13 protein-coding genes are annotated in these 18,424 nt (G+C 57.6%); 2 read left to right on the top strand and 11 right to left on the bottom strand.

The genetic code is table 11. The features are described from left to right. Positions 1-88: 88 nt before the first annotated feature. Entirely contained in the window at positions 89-4,495 is a 4,407-nt protein-coding gene (locus tag ABH944_RS30865) for a hypothetical protein (protein WP_404610955.1), read from the bottom strand. A 539-nt stretch (positions 4,496-5,034) separates the two neighbouring features. On the opposite strand from ABH944_RS30865, the gene ABH944_RS30860 reads away from it, so the two are divergent. Continuing rightward, positions 5,035-5,739 carry a hypothetical protein gene (locus tag ABH944_RS30860; protein WP_404610956.1) on the top strand — a complete coding sequence of 235 codons (705 nt, stop codon included), beginning with the start codon at positions 5,035-5,037 and terminating at the stop codon, positions 5,737-5,739. Positions 5,740-6,529: 790 nt separating this feature from the next. Here ABH944_RS30860 and ABH944_RS30855 read toward each other — a convergent pair. From ABH944_RS30855 to ABH944_RS30830, 6 genes are all read right to left on the bottom strand, one after another. Then, positions 6,530-8,650, bottom strand: coding sequence for a xanthine dehydrogenase family protein molybdopterin-binding subunit (locus ABH944_RS30855; protein ID WP_404610957.1), 2,121 nt, complete (start codon positions 8,648-8,650; stop codon positions 6,530-6,532). Continuing rightward, entirely contained in the window at positions 8,650-9,102 is a 453-nt protein-coding gene (locus tag ABH944_RS30850; protein WP_404659595.1) for a (2Fe-2S)-binding protein, read from the bottom strand. Before ABH944_RS30850 ends, ABH944_RS30855 begins: the two co-directional genes overlap by 1 nt. Positions 9,103-9,404: 302 nt before the next feature. Beyond that, the gene (locus ABH944_RS30845; RefSeq protein ID WP_404610959.1) at positions 9,405-9,815 is read right to left on the bottom strand and encodes a RidA family protein; all 411 of its coding nucleotides are present in this window, start codon (positions 9,813-9,815) and stop codon (positions 9,405-9,407) included. Positions 9,816-9,837: 22 nt separating this feature from the next. Continuing rightward, a complete protein-coding gene (locus tag ABH944_RS30840) occupies positions 9,838-10,662 on the bottom strand; it encodes an alpha/beta hydrolase (protein WP_404610960.1) in 825 nt (274 codons plus the stop codon). 47 nt (positions 10,663-10,709) lie between these two features. After that, positions 10,710-12,056, bottom strand: coding sequence for a metal-dependent hydrolase family protein (locus tag ABH944_RS30835; RefSeq protein ID WP_404610961.1), 1,347 nt, complete (start codon positions 12,054-12,056; stop codon positions 10,710-10,712). Between the two features lie 36 nt (positions 12,057-12,092). Further along, positions 12,093-13,190, bottom strand: coding sequence for a TauD/TfdA family dioxygenase (locus tag ABH944_RS30830; protein ID WP_404610962.1), 1,098 nt, complete (start codon positions 13,188-13,190; stop codon positions 12,093-12,095). Positions 13,191-13,370: 180 nt separating this feature from the next. Here ABH944_RS30830 and ABH944_RS30825 point away from each other — a divergent pair, with 180 nt between their 5' ends. After that, positions 13,371-14,267, top strand: a complete 897-nt coding sequence (locus ABH944_RS30825; protein WP_404610963.1) for a LysR family transcriptional regulator — start codon at positions 13,371-13,373, stop codon at positions 14,265-14,267. Between the two features lie 32 nt (positions 14,268-14,299). Here the strand turns inward: ABH944_RS30825 and ABH944_RS30820 are convergent, their stop codons facing one another. The 4 genes from ABH944_RS30820 to ABH944_RS30805 all read right to left on the bottom strand — a co-directional run bounded on the left by ABH944_RS30820 (position 14,300) and on the right by ABH944_RS30805 (position 18,423). Further along, entirely contained in the window at positions 14,300-15,388 is a 1,089-nt protein-coding gene (locus ABH944_RS30820; protein WP_404610964.1) for a porin, read from the bottom strand. Between the two features lie 100 nt (positions 15,389-15,488). Continuing rightward, positions 15,489-16,508, bottom strand: a complete 1,020-nt coding sequence (locus ABH944_RS30815; RefSeq protein WP_404610965.1) for an ABC transporter ATP-binding protein — start codon at positions 16,506-16,508, stop codon at positions 15,489-15,491. Next, a complete protein-coding gene (locus ABH944_RS30810; RefSeq protein WP_404610966.1) occupies positions 16,505-17,536 on the bottom strand; it encodes an ABC transporter ATP-binding protein in 1,032 nt (343 codons plus the stop codon). Before ABH944_RS30810 ends, ABH944_RS30815 begins: the two co-directional genes overlap by 4 nt. Before the next feature lie 14 nt (positions 17,537-17,550). Beyond that, the gene (locus ABH944_RS30805) at positions 17,551-18,423 is read right to left on the bottom strand and encodes an ABC transporter permease (RefSeq protein ID WP_404610967.1); all 873 of its coding nucleotides are present in this window, start codon (positions 18,421-18,423) and stop codon (positions 17,551-17,553) included. Position 18,424 lies beyond the last annotated feature (1 nt).

Here is an 18,424-nt window from a genome sequence, read left to right as displayed (position 1 = left end):
CCAACTCGGACGTGCCGATCCCAAGCGGACCGCCTCAAGATCCAAGGCCAATGCCGAGATGGTTGTCGATCCGGCGTGTTTCAATTGCCTACCTCGTTTCAATCCTGGAAGGTTTTCTCAGGAGTTTGGCCGCTTTTCTTGTACTGTTGTTGCGCCGCTTCGGCGTGCCGGCGTCGCAGCTGGACACATCGATTACGGTCAGCTCAGGCTGCGGACCTTCAGGCGACCGATGCCGAATCTGCGCTGTCAATCCGCGGAGTCGCTGCACAAGTTCAACGAACGAAAGGAACTGGCCATCCGGCAGTGCCCAACCTTTCGAACGCGCCTGTTGATGTACGACAATCAATAGACCTTCGCGGCAATCACGGGCGCGCAGATATTGCCCGCACAACTGACGCTCGAGGGCGTCCTCGAGTTCGCCGATGCTCCAGCTTTCCGCGACCTTTATCTCTGCAGGGACCTTGGCATCCGCAGCGCGCGCAGTGAAGACCATGTCCGGCTTTTTCGCTCCCACGGTTTCCGGTTCGCGCTCGACCGAATAGGAATTTCCTTGGCTAAGGCGCATCCGATCGGCGATCCAGGCCTGCACTGCCAGTTCGTTCGGTAGGTTGCTGAGCGTGGTGCCCTGGGCAAAATCGCCGTGCAGAAGATCATGCTGAAGATCCTCGATGCGTTGGATCGCAAGCATTTGGAGCTCACGGCCCGTAGTGGGCGCACGCTCAAATCGCTGCTCGAAGCGCAAAGCATCCTCCCCCGTCCATGCCGTCAGTTCGGAATCCGTCGATGCACGTTCGTGCGCCAGCGCTCGCAGTCGCGATGGCGATACTGGAAAACCGGGGATATCTAACAATCGCAATATCGCGTCAAATGCTTGGCGTCCCGGGGTTTCAACGAGCTGTTTGAATGCGGCTGAGCGAGCGTCCTGGGCATCGTCGCGCTCATCCGGTGAGTACGCGCCCCCATTGGTCCGGTCGTGATCGTCCTCGACCCGCACGGTCCTATAGGCCAGAACCACGATGCGTTCGATAGTTGCGAGATCCAGACTCACCGCGCGACCAGGTAGCAACGAAAACCGTGACTGGAAAATCTGAGGTAACACCTGAAGGACTAGCGCGGTTTGCCCGGCCTCGGCGAGTCGATCTAGTTTTGTCAGCAGTGCGTCGGTTGCAACTTGGCCATCAATCGCGCAGGCAAAGCCGAGATACAACGCCGCGGTTTGTGGGTCAGTCGCGGCGTGAAAGCGCGCAATCGCCATCTCAAGTGCCGGTAGGTGCCTATCCTGAGCAAGCCCCTTCCCCGCGATCGACAGCATGGGTCTGAGCGCGCGCACACTCAGATCGTCGCGAGATTCGACTTCGTGCCAAATCGGAGCTGCCATCAGTCCTGTGACATCGTCGTCGGCATGCTCGATATAGTCGAGAGACGGGAGGTGCGCGTTCACCTCAGGACTATCCAGATCGGAGATCACTTCGGTCAACAGGACGCGCTGGACTGCTGCGGGCCAAACGTTCACCAAATCTGCGATCCAGCCCGGAAGCCCATTGATTTCAAGCGTCGCGTACTCGCCCGCCCGAGCAGCTTCCTCTTCGGTAAGCCTTGTTGCCCACGAGGGCACGCCTGCTGCCTCGAGTGATACTGCTGCGACGCCCATACAGTCAAAGTCGGCGATCTGGTTGCGCTCTTTGGGCGGCCTCGAGCTCCGCAAGGTCGGCCGCCACGCTCGCCACATTTGTCGCATCGCGATTGCGAATGCCTCTGCCGCCTTGGGTCCGACAAGTTCAGTCAGAGGAGCAACACTATCTAGCGCGTAGTGAGACTTCCCTCCGTTCGCTTCGCGCAGCAGTTGCCACAGGTCGTATAGGCGGCCGTCGACGCCTTGGGATGAGGTTTGTACAACGTTGCTCAGAGGCTCCGCTTCATTTCGGATCGATTCAATCAGGTCGACCCATGATTGCTCTACTTCCGCGCGATGTTTTTCATTCTCCGCAACTGCGGCCTCAAGTTCGGCTTCGCTGCGCAGAAGCTCGGCCGATTTCGGAGCGGGTTGCAGCCAATGGCGGATCAATTCGAGCATCGCGGGGCTCGCAGCGAGGGCAGCCTCAATGCGTGCGAGGACTGGTCCGGGTCTTCCGACTCGCTCCCACAGATCAAGCGCCGCATTGGTTGCGAGACGCTGTTCGTCCGCTAAGTTGCGCGACGACCCGTCAGCGAGCAACCATTCGAGATCGTCCAGAACGAGTCCGGGCGACCAACCGAGGAACTCCATCTGGAAGACGGCCTGCAAGGCCCTGCCGTTCAGCGTCGCGCTGGTCGATAGGCGTTCCGCCGCGCGCCAGAATGCCGCACGGCGGCGAACCGCGGATTCGTGCAACCTTGCGATCGCAACTTGCGTCACTCCACCGTGTCTGCCAGTGCGATCGAGGCGACGATCACCGACGTAGAGAACAGCGTCGATTGCAGCGTCGGGGGTCGTGTCGGGACGCGAGAGTTCGAGTAGCCTTTCGGCGGCAGCAGCCAGAAGTGGCAAGAACGTGCGCCGGGTCTCAGTGTCCACGTTTTCGAATTGAGCGAGTTCGGCGCCGCCGATCTCCATCAGGCCGTAGATCAATCGGGCCAGTGCTAAAGGATCAGACAGCTTTCGCGCGAGGCGTGCGCCGTCCCATTCGATATTGAATCCGCTTCCTGTCTCATTGCGCAGACTGACGACCCCGCAAATGGCGATCAGGCCGTCCACCCCAACTTCCGTCGGAAACAGGTCTTCCACGGCGTCCCAAAGGACAGATGACGGCAACGTGGCGCTGTTGCGCATAATGTGCCCGGCGTACGCCTGCTTCTGTCCAAGATCCGCCGTCGCGATCACCGCCCTCCCAGCCACGATCTGTATACTGCGGTCTTCGTATTGCCCGTACGCCGCACTGGTCGCGAGATCTGCGCAGTCGCGCAATGCGCCAAGCCAGATGAGCCGGAGCACGAAAACACGGATCGCCGCATGGGATGCGTCTGATTCCCAGAGGCTTCGCAAGGTCGGCACGATGTCCGCCCGTGCAAAACGCGTCAGGGTGCTCAGGTCCAGCAATGGGACTTCTTCGCCTTCCCGCATTCTCGCTGCGAGCGCCTGAACCGCAGCCGCGCGAACTGTCGCTGGCAGGCTCGACGGATCCCCCGCCGTGAACAGCGCGAACGGCGCGCGCCGCACGACTTCTCGCGCGACGCTTTCATCCCAAATGCAAACCCACGCTGCCGTCTCGAGAACAGAGGGCCGAGCGAGCTCGATTCCATAATTTTGTGTGAACAGCAGGTCGTGCAGCCGCCGCTCCGAAAGGTTAGCCCCCCGGAGCCGGCGCAACCAGCGCGCAGCCAGATAGGCACGGACCACGCCTTCGTTGTCGTTGTGCAGACGTGCCCGCCCGAACGTCGCGGGGTCGAACGCAGGTCTGCTCAATAGCAGCTGCCGTTCGCTGCTGGACCGGTCCGATAGGACCGATTCGATCGTGAGCACGTCCTGATCAGTCGGTACCGGTGCATCCGCGTCTAGAATTGCGATCGTAGCCTTGCGCCCAAAAACGAGCGACGCACCAATCCGCTCGAGCCATTGCATGGCCGCCTCGGGACTCAGCCTGTCCTGCCGGCTCCGATCCGGGTCTGGCTCGGAGAGTCGCTCGCGAAGGCTTGCTTCGACGATGGCCGCGAACGTGCCCAAGTGGCCCTGGCTCCGCCAGTACCTGGCGAGCCAGTCGAGATCCAGTGGCCGTCGCGCTATCTCTTCCAGATTGCCCGAACGGAGCGCGGCGAGAAATTCGTCTACGTCTTCAACCCCCTTCGAACTCGCATACAGCCGCATCTGGTCATCATCAAGCGCGGCCATCAGGACGATCAGCGGGGTTTCTTGGGGGGTTTCTTGGGGAGTTTCAGTGGGACGCTTTTCGTAATTGAGCAACCAGCGGATTAGATTCCCGAGGGATGGCGGATCCACCGGTTCGTCAGCAGGGATCGGCAGTTCATCCTGAAGCCGTCGTGCGTCCCGTGCGAACTCCCAGTCCGTGTGCCGTCCAGACAGCACGACAAAGGCGCGGCCTTCATGCGCGACGATGTCGCTGGCGAGCTGCCGCAGCGCCTTGTCGAGGCGAATGTTGTCGAGCTTGGCTTCGTCAACCGAGTCGATGAAGAACCATCCGGGATCACTGGCCGAGCGCCACTCGCAGAGGCGCTGCCGATCGGCGGCACGCAACGCCCCATCCAGTCCATTGCGTGCCACGTCTTGCACAGTGGCATGGAAGGCAAACTTGCCTGCGGCGGACAGCTGCTGCGCCTGATACTCGAGCTCAACGGACTTGCCGCTCCCCGCTTCCGCGAGGATGACAACACGTCGACGGGTGAGCAGATCGCTCCACGATAACAGGTCACCGGATAGACCGAGCCGCCATCCGTACACAGTGGCGACGCTGAGCCCATCACGCCACTCGAAGAACCGGCGATTCAGTTGGATCGGTTGCATTCTGGCCAGTGCCTAATCACGATGCGACCGCATTATGGCCGCACGACCGGCGCTGAGCCGACGGGCGTACCTCGGCACATTGCCTAGGGAACCTTGGCATCCGCACTGCGTCGGAAACGAGGCCGAGTGCCCGAGGCCGCGCTGTGACAAATTCTGGCATGGTGGTCTCTCTCGATTTCCATCTCGTTCTGCTCGCGCCCCTGCGAGTCGTCTGATCATAGCCTCACGAAGTCGTGCGCGCCAGCGGCGGTACCCGGTTCTAGGCTGTCCTGAGCGTGCTGCCGGCTCATCCCTCACAGTGACGAATGGAGCTTTTTCGCATCGCCCACACAACCAAAGTTGTAACCCTCCTCCGCTTCGCAAAAATTCCCCGCTAAGCCAGACGAGACGGGCTTCCGAGGCCGACTTCCATTTCAACTAAAGTTATGTCGATCGGTTCTCAGATCTCAACTAAATCTGTAGCCCGATCTGCGACTTCAACTAATCTTGTGTCGTAGCGGTCGTCGCAATGACGACGTCAATCATCTGGGCCGCAGGTTATGTCAATTCCATACTTCACCGAGCTATTCACCGACCTGCCGATCCAGCTGCGAAAACTGGTCGCGAAAATTGAAAGCCATGCGGATCTGCGCATAGAAGTGGAGGTGTCGGACCAGCAGACCATGGCGTGCGAGTTTGGCAAACGGACGGCACGCATTCTGATACCTGACACCGGCCCTCCCCGCGGGGCGTCGGTGTTCCACGAGCTGCTGCATCTGAAGCGGTATTTTGTCGATGGCGTGCCGAAGTTGATCTACTGCGACGATGAGCACGAATTCGAGGACGACGACGACGCGCGGACACCTCGCCTATTTGCCCGCCTGGACAACCAGATCGAGCATCTGTTTATCGTGCCGCGAGAACTGGCACGGTACAGAAGTGAACGGCGCTACTGGGAAGCGCGCATGGGAGCATTGCTCACGGACCCGATGCTTCCTGATGACGGCGCGCTCGTGGCGTGGGAATTCGTCCATCGAGTTCTGAAGAGCGGGGTCTTGTCTGACGCAGCACAGGCGCAGGTCCACCAGCGGGGTCTGGGCGACGCCTGCGATCGGTTCCATCAAGCCGTCGAAGAATCCAAGGAGGCCGCGACGCTGTGCCTCTTCGAGACATTTGCGCCCGCGAAATTGCCCCGGGCATGCCTGGACTACTTCGACCAGCCGCACGAGATCCCACTGGCCAGTATGAAAAGGCCCGCCATCTGAGCGTTTGAGGCCCGTGGGACGGCGACGGTTCGAGACCAGCCGCGGACCAACGAAGCACGTTCTGGGCGGTGCAGGTCAGTAGCTACAACTTTAGCTGTGTGAGCGAGAAAACCGTCGTTTTCCCTTTTGCTTAAAAATCGCCACATCTGATAACTGGAGTTATCGCAAGGGGCGCTTCTTCCCGGCACATTATTTCACGCAACGAAACCCGATGCCCTTATGCGCGAGCTGTTCGATAACGACAAGTGGCTCAAGAATGAGTTCGCTGCGCACCTCAACCTGCTACCGGTGGCGGGAAGTACGACCCCGACGACAGCCGGTTCCACAGCTTGTAAAGATTTCCGACAGATTCTGCTCGAACATGGCCATGGTTTCATCGTCCACTCCAGCAGCGCCGCGGTTGGCCCTCACCAGCTGGTACGCCTCCCGCACTGTACGCTTCGCAATGCGGTAAGTTTTGTTGATGTCACGTCACTCAACCCCGCAAAGCAGGTTGGCGACTTTCGTCAATGGGATAACGCTACCCCTTCGCTTCACCGCCATTACTACGGCTTCAACACTACTACGAGTAGCTCCGCCCCTTGCCGTGGCATCGGTACTCTTCCTCATGGTGCCTGCCATTGTCATTTCCCTTTACATCCACGGCAGGGTTCTCGCGTTCCAATTACACCAGCCGGGAAACGGTGACCATGACAGAGCGATTTCGATTTCTTCATCGCACCATCTTACGTGACCGACCGAACAGCCTGACAATGGCATAATGACATTGAAGCCTCCCTTTCTTTGTAGATTAGATCTGGTCGAACGCCGCAACAATCCGGTCTGGAGTGATTGGCATACGCCGGATTCGTACGCCTAGAGCGTTCGATACAGCGTTTGCTATTGCTGCCGCCGTGGGACCGACGGAGCATTCTCCAGCGCCAAGCGAGGATGCCGTCGACGAGACGATATGAACATCGATCGACGGTACCTCCGTAAATTTAAGGATCGGATAACTTTCCCAGTCCTCATTGGTTACCCTCTGCCGGTCAAATCGAAGTGCTTCTTTTAGCACCCAACTTGCTGCCTGAATAGCGCCTCCCTCGATCTGATTGACGACCCCATCTCCACTAATAGCGATCCCTACGTCCACAACAAGAGTCAGGCGCCGAACCTTGATGTTTTCCAACGCTTCGATCTCCGCAACTGCGGCGCAATATGCACCCGTATTTTTGTAACGGGCAAATGCAACTCCACGGCCCCAGCCTTCCGGCAGGTCGTGATTCCACTCAGATCTTTCGATCGCCTCTAAGATGACGCCGCGTGCACGCACATCTGTCGTGTGCCTCAAACGATATTCGACGGGGTCAGCGCCCGCAGCCTCAGCCAGCTCTTCCATGAATTGCTCAACCGCAAAGATGTTGCCGAGAGCACCGAGCGCTCGCATTGCGGACGTTCGGATTGGCATATCAAGCAGACGGTTATTGATCACATTCCACGCACGAAAATCGTATGAAGGGACTGCATTTCTGTCGGCACCCCCACCGGCCGACAGAGCCACGTTGATTGCCGCTTGCCGTTCAAACGGGGGATCGAGATACCAACTGCCAAGGAGCGCTGGACTATCCGAGCGGCCCGGCCGGGTACTGTGTCCATTGCTCCACACAGTATGTCGCCATTCAAGGACTGAACCGTGTTCGTCCACATCGGCTTCAAGATCGATCGCCATGGCAGGACTGAACGGCGCCCAGGTGAGTTCGTCCGCCCGGGTCCACCTGACGCGCACGACTCGTCCTGGAACCGATCGCGCCAACCACGCCGCATCGAATGCGACGTCGTCGGCGGGATTGTGCCCGTAGCAACCGGCCCCTTCAACATGCCGAACTACAATGCTGTCGGCGGTCATTCGTAAAGCCAGGGAGAGATCTTTTCGCAGGTTGTAGATGCTTTGACTGTGGGTCCAGACTTCAAGCTTATCTTCCTGAAACAAACTCAGCGCACAGGAAGGCGCAATCGAAGCATGAGCCAGAAAAGGCTTGCTGAAGCTTGCTTTCAAAGTTCGAACAGGCGATCGGCTGTTCTCCGATTCGTTCGGTGCACGCGTCGAGACCACTTTGCTGTCAATGCTTCGCGATCGCAACCAGTCGTCCAGTTGATCTTCATCAGGCAGGGTTTCGTCGACCGACCGCCATATGGCACAACGTCGAAGGACTGTAAGGGCCAGGTCCACCTGTCGTTCAGTCACAGTGAGCACGCCAATGAGCCCTCCGTCACGCAATACTGCCACGACACCGTCGCAGGCAAGCACTTTCTGATCGTCGCATGACTCTAGCGTCGCGGAAGCCGTGGGCGGCCGAAGTATGCGACCGTGCAACATACCTGGCATCGCTAGGTCATGTATGAATCTCGGTAGCCCAAAAATCTTGTCCGGCAGATCGATCCGCTCGGCAAATGTGCCTTCATTTGTGAACGGGGCGCCAGCGCCGGCGACCGTTCGATTCAAAAGCTCATCGTCCGCAAGCTCCCAGTATGAGACCTGCTGCTTAGCGGCTCGAAAGCATCCATCCTGGATTGTCACCGCGTCGACCGGCACCTTGAGATGCTGAGCTGCCGCAAGTAAATAAATGGACTTCGCCTCGTAGCTAACCTGACGCAAAGCAGCGCCGGAATGCTGTATCGACAAGCTTCCGGATGTCACCCCTTCGTCGGGGCTACGCTCCGTCGACGCTGCGATCGCATGCACCCGATCGAACGGTATTTCCAATCCGCTCGCTACGATCTGAGTCAGCGCGGTGAGCACCCCCTGCCCAATCTCGACCTTTCCAGAATACATCTCAACGAACCCTTCCCGGCGGAATCGCAGCCAATCACCGAGTCTTGGGTTGGCCTCCAGGCTCGGGAGGTACGCGCGGGTGCTTTCTTGCGAACTCATCACTGCTCCGATACATCAAGGATCGCACGAACCATCCTATTGTGAGCCCCGCAACGACAAAGATTACCGTCCAATGCTTGCCGAACGTCGGCCTCGCTCGGCTTCGGGTTCTTATGCAGCAGGGCCGCCGCACGGATCAGGATGCCGGATAAACAGTATCCGCATTGTCCCGCCTGGTGCTTGATGAACGACGCCTGAAGACGGTGCGGGCAGGTCGGGGTTCCAAGGCCTTCCACTGTCACCACCTGCTTACCGGCTGCTGACCATAGCGGCGTGTCGCAAGAAGGTACCGGATACCCATCAAGCAGCACCATGCACGCTCCGCATTGAGCGAGACCACATCCGAACCTGGAACCCTTGAGATTTAGCTCCGATCGTAGTACGTCAAGCAAGGGCGTGTCGTCAAGCGCCATCACATCCCGCAATTGGCCATTCACAGTCAGCTTTATCATTCGGTGCCTGGTAAAATACTGTCCTGCCCGATGGATCAAAAAAATTGAATTTTCGCAATTCCGTTGCGTAGTACCGCATCGCATAGCGATGCACTATCATCGGTGAGTAGCTAATGGACGGGTTGAAGAAAATTGCCTTTTTGTGAGTCTTCCCAATGTCGGCCGACTATGCCACGTATCAGTGGGCCAGGCCCTCAGTGCAGCATTGGATCAAGTTGACTCGTCCGTCGGTTCATATTGGGCGGCACCAATGGGACCCCGGCCCCAGACGACGGAACGATCTCATCAGCAATGGGCCCCTACTAGGCAATGACAGCGTAGGCTTCAACCTCGACGAGAAAATCAGGATGTGAAAGGCGACGAACTTCGACGGTCGTGCTGGTTGGCATTCCCGGTCCAAAATACTTCATGCGTACATCCACATGCTTGAAAAATTCATCGATGTCGGTCGTGTACGTTGTGGTTCTCACGAGATCGGTCAACTCTGCTCCGGCGTCTACGAGACAGGCCAGCACGTTCTTGCCGACCTGCTCGATCTGTGCGGCCATATCGCCAGCACCAACGACGTTGCCGCTTGAATCACGGGACAGTTGTCCGGAGATATGAATATGCCGGCCGCCCTCAACGGACACGACATGTGAATAAAGCGTATGCCCGTTTACCTTGCGAAGAGGCAAGTCCGGCGGCTGCCTGTTTTGGCGATTGATCGACATCAAAAATTCCTCGCAATCTGCTTCAGCGGATAAAGGCTCTCATTTGTACGAGAACCGGATTCAGTACGCCAGCGGGTTCATAGAGTGCCTCGAGCACGCTATGGTGGTGGTGATCGTCAATGGGCATCACCACGACATTGCAACCCTGTGAGCGGCGCGCTTCATAAAAATCATGCGACTGCAGCTGAAACTCGCGCAACTCGCGCCCGCCGTACGCAATCGTCGTGGGCGCCACATTCGCGGCGACGCCCGGCTGGAGGCGTGTCGGCGAATGGTGTGCGACAGCCTCTTCATCGAGGCCGAGAAGATCATTCATACTGCTGATCCGCATCGGTTCGAGATCGTAGATGCCGCTGATACCAAGAATCGCTCCGACCACGGGTGACTCTTCCAGCAGCACCGCCAGATGTGCCCCTGACGACCAACCGACTACACCTAGCTTGCGCTCTGCGAAACCCAATGCCTGCAGGTTCTGCGCAAGCCAGCGGCTCACCTGCAACGCATCTGCGACGATCATGCCGAAGTCCGCTACGGGGGCAAGCCTATAGTTGGCGAAAACCGCGTTGAACCCGGCGCGATGAAACGCATCGATGAGAAAGTGGAAGGTTTCCTTGCCATTGCGCGACCAGAAACCGCCGTGAAAAAACAGCAGCGTCGGCGCATTCGGATCACCCACCGGAAAGATGTCGACCTTCTGACGCTCCTCGCTGCCATACGCCACATCGAGCTGGACTGCCGGTGATAACGTCAACGCGGCATTGCGCTCGAGCCAGCGCGTGCGCCATTGCGGCACATCGGGAAACACCGTGCTGCCGTCATAGGCGTGATCGATTTCATCGCGGCTCATGCCGCAATACCTCTGCGAAGAGAAGGGCAAACCGTGTTTGAATTGATTCATGGCAGCGCGGCGAAAACGCCCTCCGGTCCCTTTCTGAGAATCATGGTGGACACTGCGAAGCCCGATTCGTGTCCCATGCGGCGGCGCGGCGGCACTACATGCCGTTCGACCTCCGCGCCACCCTTGATCACCATCTCGATGTTCTTCTGGTCTTGCAACAAACCGATTTTTTTGAGCGGATCACCGTCGACGATCAGCAGATCGCCATAGCGTCCCGGTTGCAGCGATCCAACGTCCGCTGCCGCGCCGATTGCGCAAGCGTTCGTGTAAGTGGACGAGGTGATCGCCTCCATGGGAGAGAACCCGCACAGATCGACCAGCAACTCCATTTCGCGCGCGTGCCAATCCCCGTAAGGGCACACTGCAAAGCCGCTTTCAGTACCGGCCATGATCGGAATGCCATATTCCCGGGCTTTGATGCAGGTGCGGACCATGGCGTCAACTTCGCGCTTGCACAAATCGATGTGCCCTGGAGTCGAGCCGCATTCCTTGCCGAAAGTGATGATGTTCATGCCAAACGTCAGCGTGGGACACAAGGACACACCCGCTTGCTTCAACATCTCAAAATCCGCATCGCGTACATGGCTCGCGTGATAGATCCAGTCGATACCGTATTTCGTTGCCTTGTGAATCGTCTCGGCATGACGCGCGTGAATGGCAACCTTTCGAGAGAGCTGATGCGCCATCGCGATCATCGCCTGGAACTCTTCGTCGGTAAAACAGGGACCACAATCCATGTTCTTTTCCTGCGCCTGCGAGTCCCCGCTCAGCTTGATGAAGTCAACACGGCTTTTGATCTGACGCCGAATCTCGCGCAGCATCTCATCCTTGGTGCCGCACAACACCCCTTCTGCCGATGGCGGCAGCCCGATCCAGCTCGGGAAATAGTCAGCGAATCCACCATCCGCGCTGATATGGCGGCCTGAGCAATAGTTTCGCGGACCGCTGAACATGCCGGTCGCGATCGCGTCGCGCGCCGCTACGGAAACGTAGTACGTACCGCCCGGATCGACGATCGTTGTGACGCCTGCGTTGAGCACTTTCTGCGCGTTCCATACAGCGCGAATCGCCGACCATTCCGGACCGGCATAGACGTCGACTTCTTCCGCGGTGCGGCCTTCGCCGTAGCTCAGGTGCACGTGCGCATCGATCAGGCCGGGCATCACCGTCTTACCGGTAGCATCAATGGTGCCGGTCGGCGGCATCGTGAGATGTGCAGGACGGACACTACTCCAAACGTCGGTGATCCGTTCTCCGACGATGCGAATGCCAGCTTGCGCGACCGGCTGTGCGCCAGTGCCGTCGATCAACGTACCGCCGACAATATCCAAAATAGTTTGCATGATTCCCGCCTCTTCACACTCGGTTGGGTTGGATGCTCACGAAGTCTTCGTATCTGCTGTGCGCTTTAGATCTTCGAAATAGAGAGACGGAAATTCCATAAACGGACGACGCTGCAAAAGCCATCTCGACCGGTCCTCAGCGGTATGAAAAACCTGCTTGGCGGGTAATGCTGGCCAGGTAGGCACGTGCAGCCACAGCCGCAAAAGATGGCGCCGTTCGTCAAGGACCTCAGAATCCACATAGTCTGTCCGACCATGCAGGATCTTCCGATTGTTAAGAAACTGGATGTCGCCGTTGGCAAAGCTCATATCCAGATAATAGTCTTCCGACCCAGCCAGCTTCTCAACATAATCGATCGCTTCGAGTTCCTTAGACGACAGCGGAAAATCTCCCTGCATAGCTGCACGCTTGGCGTACGCACCCAGAAAATAGCAATCAATCGAATGCCCATCCTGCGGCGTCTCATATTGTGTGAAAACCGGGATCCTGGAATTGCTTGTCATCCGTCCCGACCCGTATTGCGCATCCAATTCCATTTTTCGATAATAGAACCCCCGGTACAGAATATCGAGAATATCGGGGTGGTGATCGGCGAGAAAATCGTGAATTGCCACTGCGCTGGCGATACGGCTTGTCCCACCGGAAATCGCCGACTTAAGGCACATGAGTCCAACGATTTCGCATGAATCCGTATGCATACCTAAATGTCCACCGGAATGGTAAGCGCGAGGTGCCTTCTCCAAACCGGTATGGTCCATCACATGCCCAAGATATTCTCCCTTGTAAGATTGGACCATCGCCTGACCCAGGTAACACCCTAGTCCGAAGTAGATTCGCGCCATATCATCAGCGCTATACTTTTGACGCGGCAGCCCCCGTAGCATTACGAACCCTCTGCCATTGCGAAGCCGTCTGCCAACCACTTCCAAAGTCGAAACAGTCACTTGCAGCGGAAAAGTTTCCCGCGTGATTGCCAAAAAATCCAGGCTTCCTCGTGCCTTCAAACTTTGAAGAGCCTGATCGATATCGTCAAGCTCTTCATCGGTAAATATATGCAGTCCATCATGCTTCCAGTCGATTTCCGGACCTTTCCAAGCGGCGTGCCCGCCTATCTTTTTGCAGAGAATAGTCATAATGTGTCCAAGGTTGGGTAAGGCTGGTGAGGGTCAAGAGGCAAGCCGCTTCCTGACCTGCTCTATCCGGCACATTTTGACCATGACGCAGCGATATCTCCAATACTTTTCGCGCGGCCGTGTGATACATTAAACCGTCATTTCCAAACGCTCATCAGCTCGGATCAAACCATAATTTTTATGGACCTACGTCAACTAAAACAATTTCAGGTGCTAGCCGAGGAACTTAACTTCCGACGTGCGGCAGAGCGGTTGAACATGACACAGCCACCGCTTTCTGCTGCTATTAAACGGCTTGAGGAAATAGTGGGCGTTCAATTACTGCAACGTTCACGAACTCATGTTTCGCTCACGGCTGCGGGGGCGGCTTTTCTACGGGAAACGCAACATCTGTTGTCCCATGTCGAGTTGTCCATTGACATTGCTCAGGCTACGGCAAAAGGAACCAACGGCATTTTGCGGATAGCAAGCATAGCAAGCGCGGCGTTTAAATTGCTACCTTCTCTCTTGGGCGACTTCAGAGCCGTCTGCCCTAATGTGCGTCTCGTACTTAGCAGCAGCAGTAGTCATGGCTCGGCCATCGCACTGCAAAACGGCACGATCGACCTGGCGCTCATTGTCCCGGCAACAAGCAAAATTGAGGGCCTTGAGATCAGAATCATCCGCAATGAAATGTTTTGCCTTGCGGTATCGAAGCAACACAAGCTCGCGCGCCAGAGTTGTGTGCAACTGTCTGAAATCCAAAAGGACATTCTCGTCGCGCTTTATCCTTTCGAAGCGAGTCTCGGATATTCAGCGGCAATGCTTGCCGCCTTTCATCAAGCGCACGTTTATCCAAGCGTCAATCAACCGGATACCGACTTGCTTACCAAGTTAGCACTGGTCTCGGCCGGCGTAGGCGTCGCTCTTATCCCCCAACCAATGTGCAAAATCATGGTCGAGAACGTTGCATTCATCGACGTCGTTTCGGTGGAAGGAACCTCTCTGACTTACGACATCGCCGTCGCCAGACGAGAGGAGAATGATGCGCCGGCCGTTCTGCAGTTATGGGAGCTCGCCGTCAGCGGTAGCAGATGACGAGTGCTCAATGGCCGGTGCCTTTCAGCTCTTCAGAACTTGCTTCGAATGCCTATACGCAACGCTAATTGTTTGTCCGTTGTCGAATCGCCGGTGTTCAGCGTCACAAAACTTGCGATGTCGGGCAGACCCGCTCCTTGTCCAGCGGTCATCGACTTTTGATAATAACCGCCAACATAGACGTCGGTTCGCTTCGAAAGGAAGTAATCGAGCACCATGTTCATCTGCCCGTAACGCGCATCCGCAACGCGTCCCCAGGTAACGCTCGGGTTGACGAAAAATGCCGGCGTAACCGGATAGCTGACACCGGCGTCAACAAACACGCCTGAAGTCGATTTCCCCCCTGCTTCACCTGTTGCCCGATTACTGGTGACGCTGCTATACACCTGCCCAACATCTTTAAACGTATACCGCGCGCCAAACCCATAGGACCGGATATCGGTCGCGCCGAGGATATTTTCTGCGACAGTCTGTGTCCCGGAACCGCCGGTTCCGTTGATGTCAGTGTAGGTACCCATCAGAGAGAGCGGACCATTTCCCTCAAATTTTCCGCTGAAGCTGATCACTCGGGCTGATCCGCTATCGCCCGCGAAGGCTCCCGCTACATCACTAAAACCGTACATCGCAGAAAAGGAAACGCCGCGATAAGTGGGGGTATCGTATTCGACCGCGTTATTCGCTTGTTCACCCGAAAGCCGATCCATATCGAGAGCATGCACCGCGTAGAACCCGGCGTATCCGGTATTAGCGTAATAGAACAAGTTGATCATCAAATCGGGGCGTCGCCCGAGGGTGAGCGTACCCCAAGTGGGAGAGCTCAATCCCACATATCCCTGCCGTCCGAATAAAGTGCCGCCGTTCCCCAATGCTCCGGTCGAGATGTTAAAACCGTTCTCTAAAACAAAAATCGTCTTTAGACCGCCGCCCAGATCCTCGACACCGCGCAAGCCCCATCGGTTACCGTTCAGAACTCCGGCATCCTCATACAGTTTTGAATGACCTCCCGTATTATTGGCGTAGGTTATTCCGACGTCGAGGAGTCCATATAGCGTGACACTACTTTGCGCATTCGCATAGCTGCAGATCCCGCACGAAAGCAGGCACAGAAGTAATTTTTTCATGCTGAGAACCCTTATTGTTAGAAAATTAAATTTAATAGGACTTCTAAGTTAAATTTTTGCTACGTCGTCCTCGCGGCTACCTTGATGTAGTGTCGTTCTACTACTTGGTTACGGGAAACGGCGGCTTGTGCTGCGTAGTCGTGACACCCTCTACCGCAAAGTGACAGGATGAGAGATGCCCCTCACCCACATCAATCGAAGCGGGCTCGACCGTACTGCAAAGCGGAAGCTGCGCCCACGGGCATCGAGTATGGAACGGACAACCACTGGGCGGCGACAGCGGAGAAGGTAGCGCCCCCTTAAGCGTGATCGACGTCCGCTGCCGCTCCTGCTCCGGGTCCGGTATCGGCACGGAAGACAGCAGCACCTTGGTGTAAGGATGGCGTGGATTGCCATAAACCTGCTGCATCGTCCCGATTTCGACAACACGCCCAAGATACATGACCGCGACTCGATCCGACACGTGCTTGACTACCGCCATATCGTGACCGATGAAAAGATACGTCATACCCAATTCGCGCTGCAGGTCCTTGAGTAGATTGATCACCTGCGCCTGAATCGAAACGTCCAGCGCAGAGACCGGCTCGTCGGCCACCACGAATTTCGGCTTCAGTACCAACGCCCGCGCAATGCCAATCCGTTGACGCTGCCCACCCGAGAACTCGCGCGGATACCGGTCCAGCACGCTACGACCGAGACCGCACAAATTGAGCATACGCACCGCGATATTTTCTGCTTCAACGCCGCGCGCAATGCCGAAATTGCGCAAGGGCTCAACCACGATGTCGCGTATCGTCATCCGCGGATTGAGTGAACCATACGGATCCTGGAAGATGATCTGGATCTGCTGGCGCAACTCCCGCAATTCGCGACGGCTACTTTTTGAGATGTCACGGCCGTCGAAGCGGATTTGACCCGATGTCGCCGGGGCAAGCTGACCGAGTACGCGGCCCAAAGTTGATTTCCCGCAACCCGACTCGCCGATGAGTCCCAGCGTCTCACCGCGCTGAAGCTGGAAATTGACGCTTTCCACCGCCTTCACGGTTTGTGCGCGGAATCCCCCTCCGCTTGCTGGGTAGCGTTTCGTCAATGAGATGACCTCAAGAAGAATATCTTTCATGATGTCGCCTGCTCAACGATAACGGCCGCCGCCCGGTCCACGCACTTCATGGTGACCCAGCAACGGGCCAGATGATTCTCGCCAACAGCCTCGAGCGCCGGCTCTTCTTTCTCGCAGCGCGGTTCCCTAAATGCGCAACGTGGCTGAAAGCGGCAGCCTTGCAATCGAAGTGACGGATCGATCGGTTGCCCCGGAATGCCATACAGCAGTTCTCCCGCCGCATGGTCCATGCGCGGAACCGATTTGAGCAAACCCCAGGTGTAGGGATGCTGCGGGTCGTTGAATATCTGTTCGGTCGTACCCTGTTCCACCACCCTTCCCGCATACATCACGATCACGCGGTCACACAGACTGGCGACCAGCGCCAGGTTATGCGTCACCACCAGCAGCGCCGTGCCGTGCACGGAGTTCACGTCGCGCAGTAATCGAATCACCTGGTCCTGGACGGTGACGTCGAGTGCTGTGGTAGGTTCATCGGCGATCAGCAGGCGCGGATGATTGGCGAGTCCCATGCCGATCATGCCGCGCTGACGCATGCCACCCGAGAACTCGTGCGGATACGCGTCGACACGCTTTTCCGGTGAGGAGATGCCGACATGCTTCAGCAGCTCGATCGCACGAGCCCTGATCGCCTGTGGCTTGACCTTGCTGTGCAGGGTCATCGCCTCCCGAATTTGTGCCCCAATGGTCCTCACCGGATTCCACGATGACATCGGATCCTGGAAGATCAGCGCGATCTCGCTGCCGCGCAGCGCCATCATCTGTTTGGCGCGCATGCGCAATACATCCTTCCCGGCAAAGTGAATATCGCCGCTGACGATGCGTCCCGGCCGCGGCACGAGGCGCAGAATCGAACGCATGGTCATGGACTTGCCCGAGCCGGATTCGCCGACCACGGCAACCCGTTCCCGCTCGTGCATCTCAAATGTCAGATCTTCGACTGCCTGAAACGGTCCATCCGCCGTCTCGAATTGAACGGTCAGCCCGGATACGGATAACAGCGGGATACGACTCACGTCATTCATCATGTCGGCCCTTCGGATCAATGTCGCGCGCGGGACAAATCATTGCCCGCACTCAGCCCGTCACCGAGCACGTTGAGGCACAGGATCGTGCTGGATAGCGCCAAACCTGGAAACACCGTCAACCACCACGCGGTTTGCAGATAGATCTGTGCTTGCTGCAGCAGTAGCCCCCAGCTGGGTTTGAGCGGGTCACCCAAGCCCACGAAACTCAGGGATGACTCGATCAGGATAGCGGCTCCCATTTGCAGACACACGCTCACAATCAGATAAGAGGCGACGTTCGGCAAGATGTGGCGCGTGACGACTCGCCACGCGCTCGCGCCCCCCATGATGGCGGCCAGCACGAACTCCTCGTTCTTCAGAACCATGATCCGGGAGCGGACGATCCGTGCCGTGCCAATCCAGCTGAGCAAGCCGATCACCGGCACGATCACCACTTCGCCGCCGCCGAAAATAGCGACGATGACGATGGCAAGCAGGAAGCGCGGAATCACCTGGAACAGCTCGGTAAAACGCATCAGCACATCGTCGACGACGCCGCCCGCATACGCCGCGATGGCGCCAATGACGGTGCCGATGACGGCCGAGATCAACGCGCTCACCGTGCCCACCAGCAACGTCACGCGGGCGCCTGACAGCACCCGGGCGAACATGTCGCGCCCGAGGTCGTCGGTTCCAAGCGGGTGCGCAAGCGACGGCGCACGAAACACATCCGAGGTCAGAGCGAGGGGTTCAAGCGGCCACAGCAGGGGTCCGAGCACGGCACACAGAACGATCACGAGCAGGCAGGCCAGGGCCAGCTTGGTCGATGAGGATAGCGACCCCATCAACGCACGGGATCTGGCACCCACGCGTGCTGGGGACTGCCGGGTTTGGGTCGGTGCACTCATG

This window comes from Caballeronia udeis, assembly GCF_044909315.1.
GTDB classification, from domain to species: domain Bacteria; phylum Pseudomonadota; class Gammaproteobacteria; order Burkholderiales; family Burkholderiaceae; genus Caballeronia; species Caballeronia udeis_A.
Note: the sequence above shows the minus strand (reverse complement) of the source record. Positions and strands in the feature narration are given on the sequence as shown.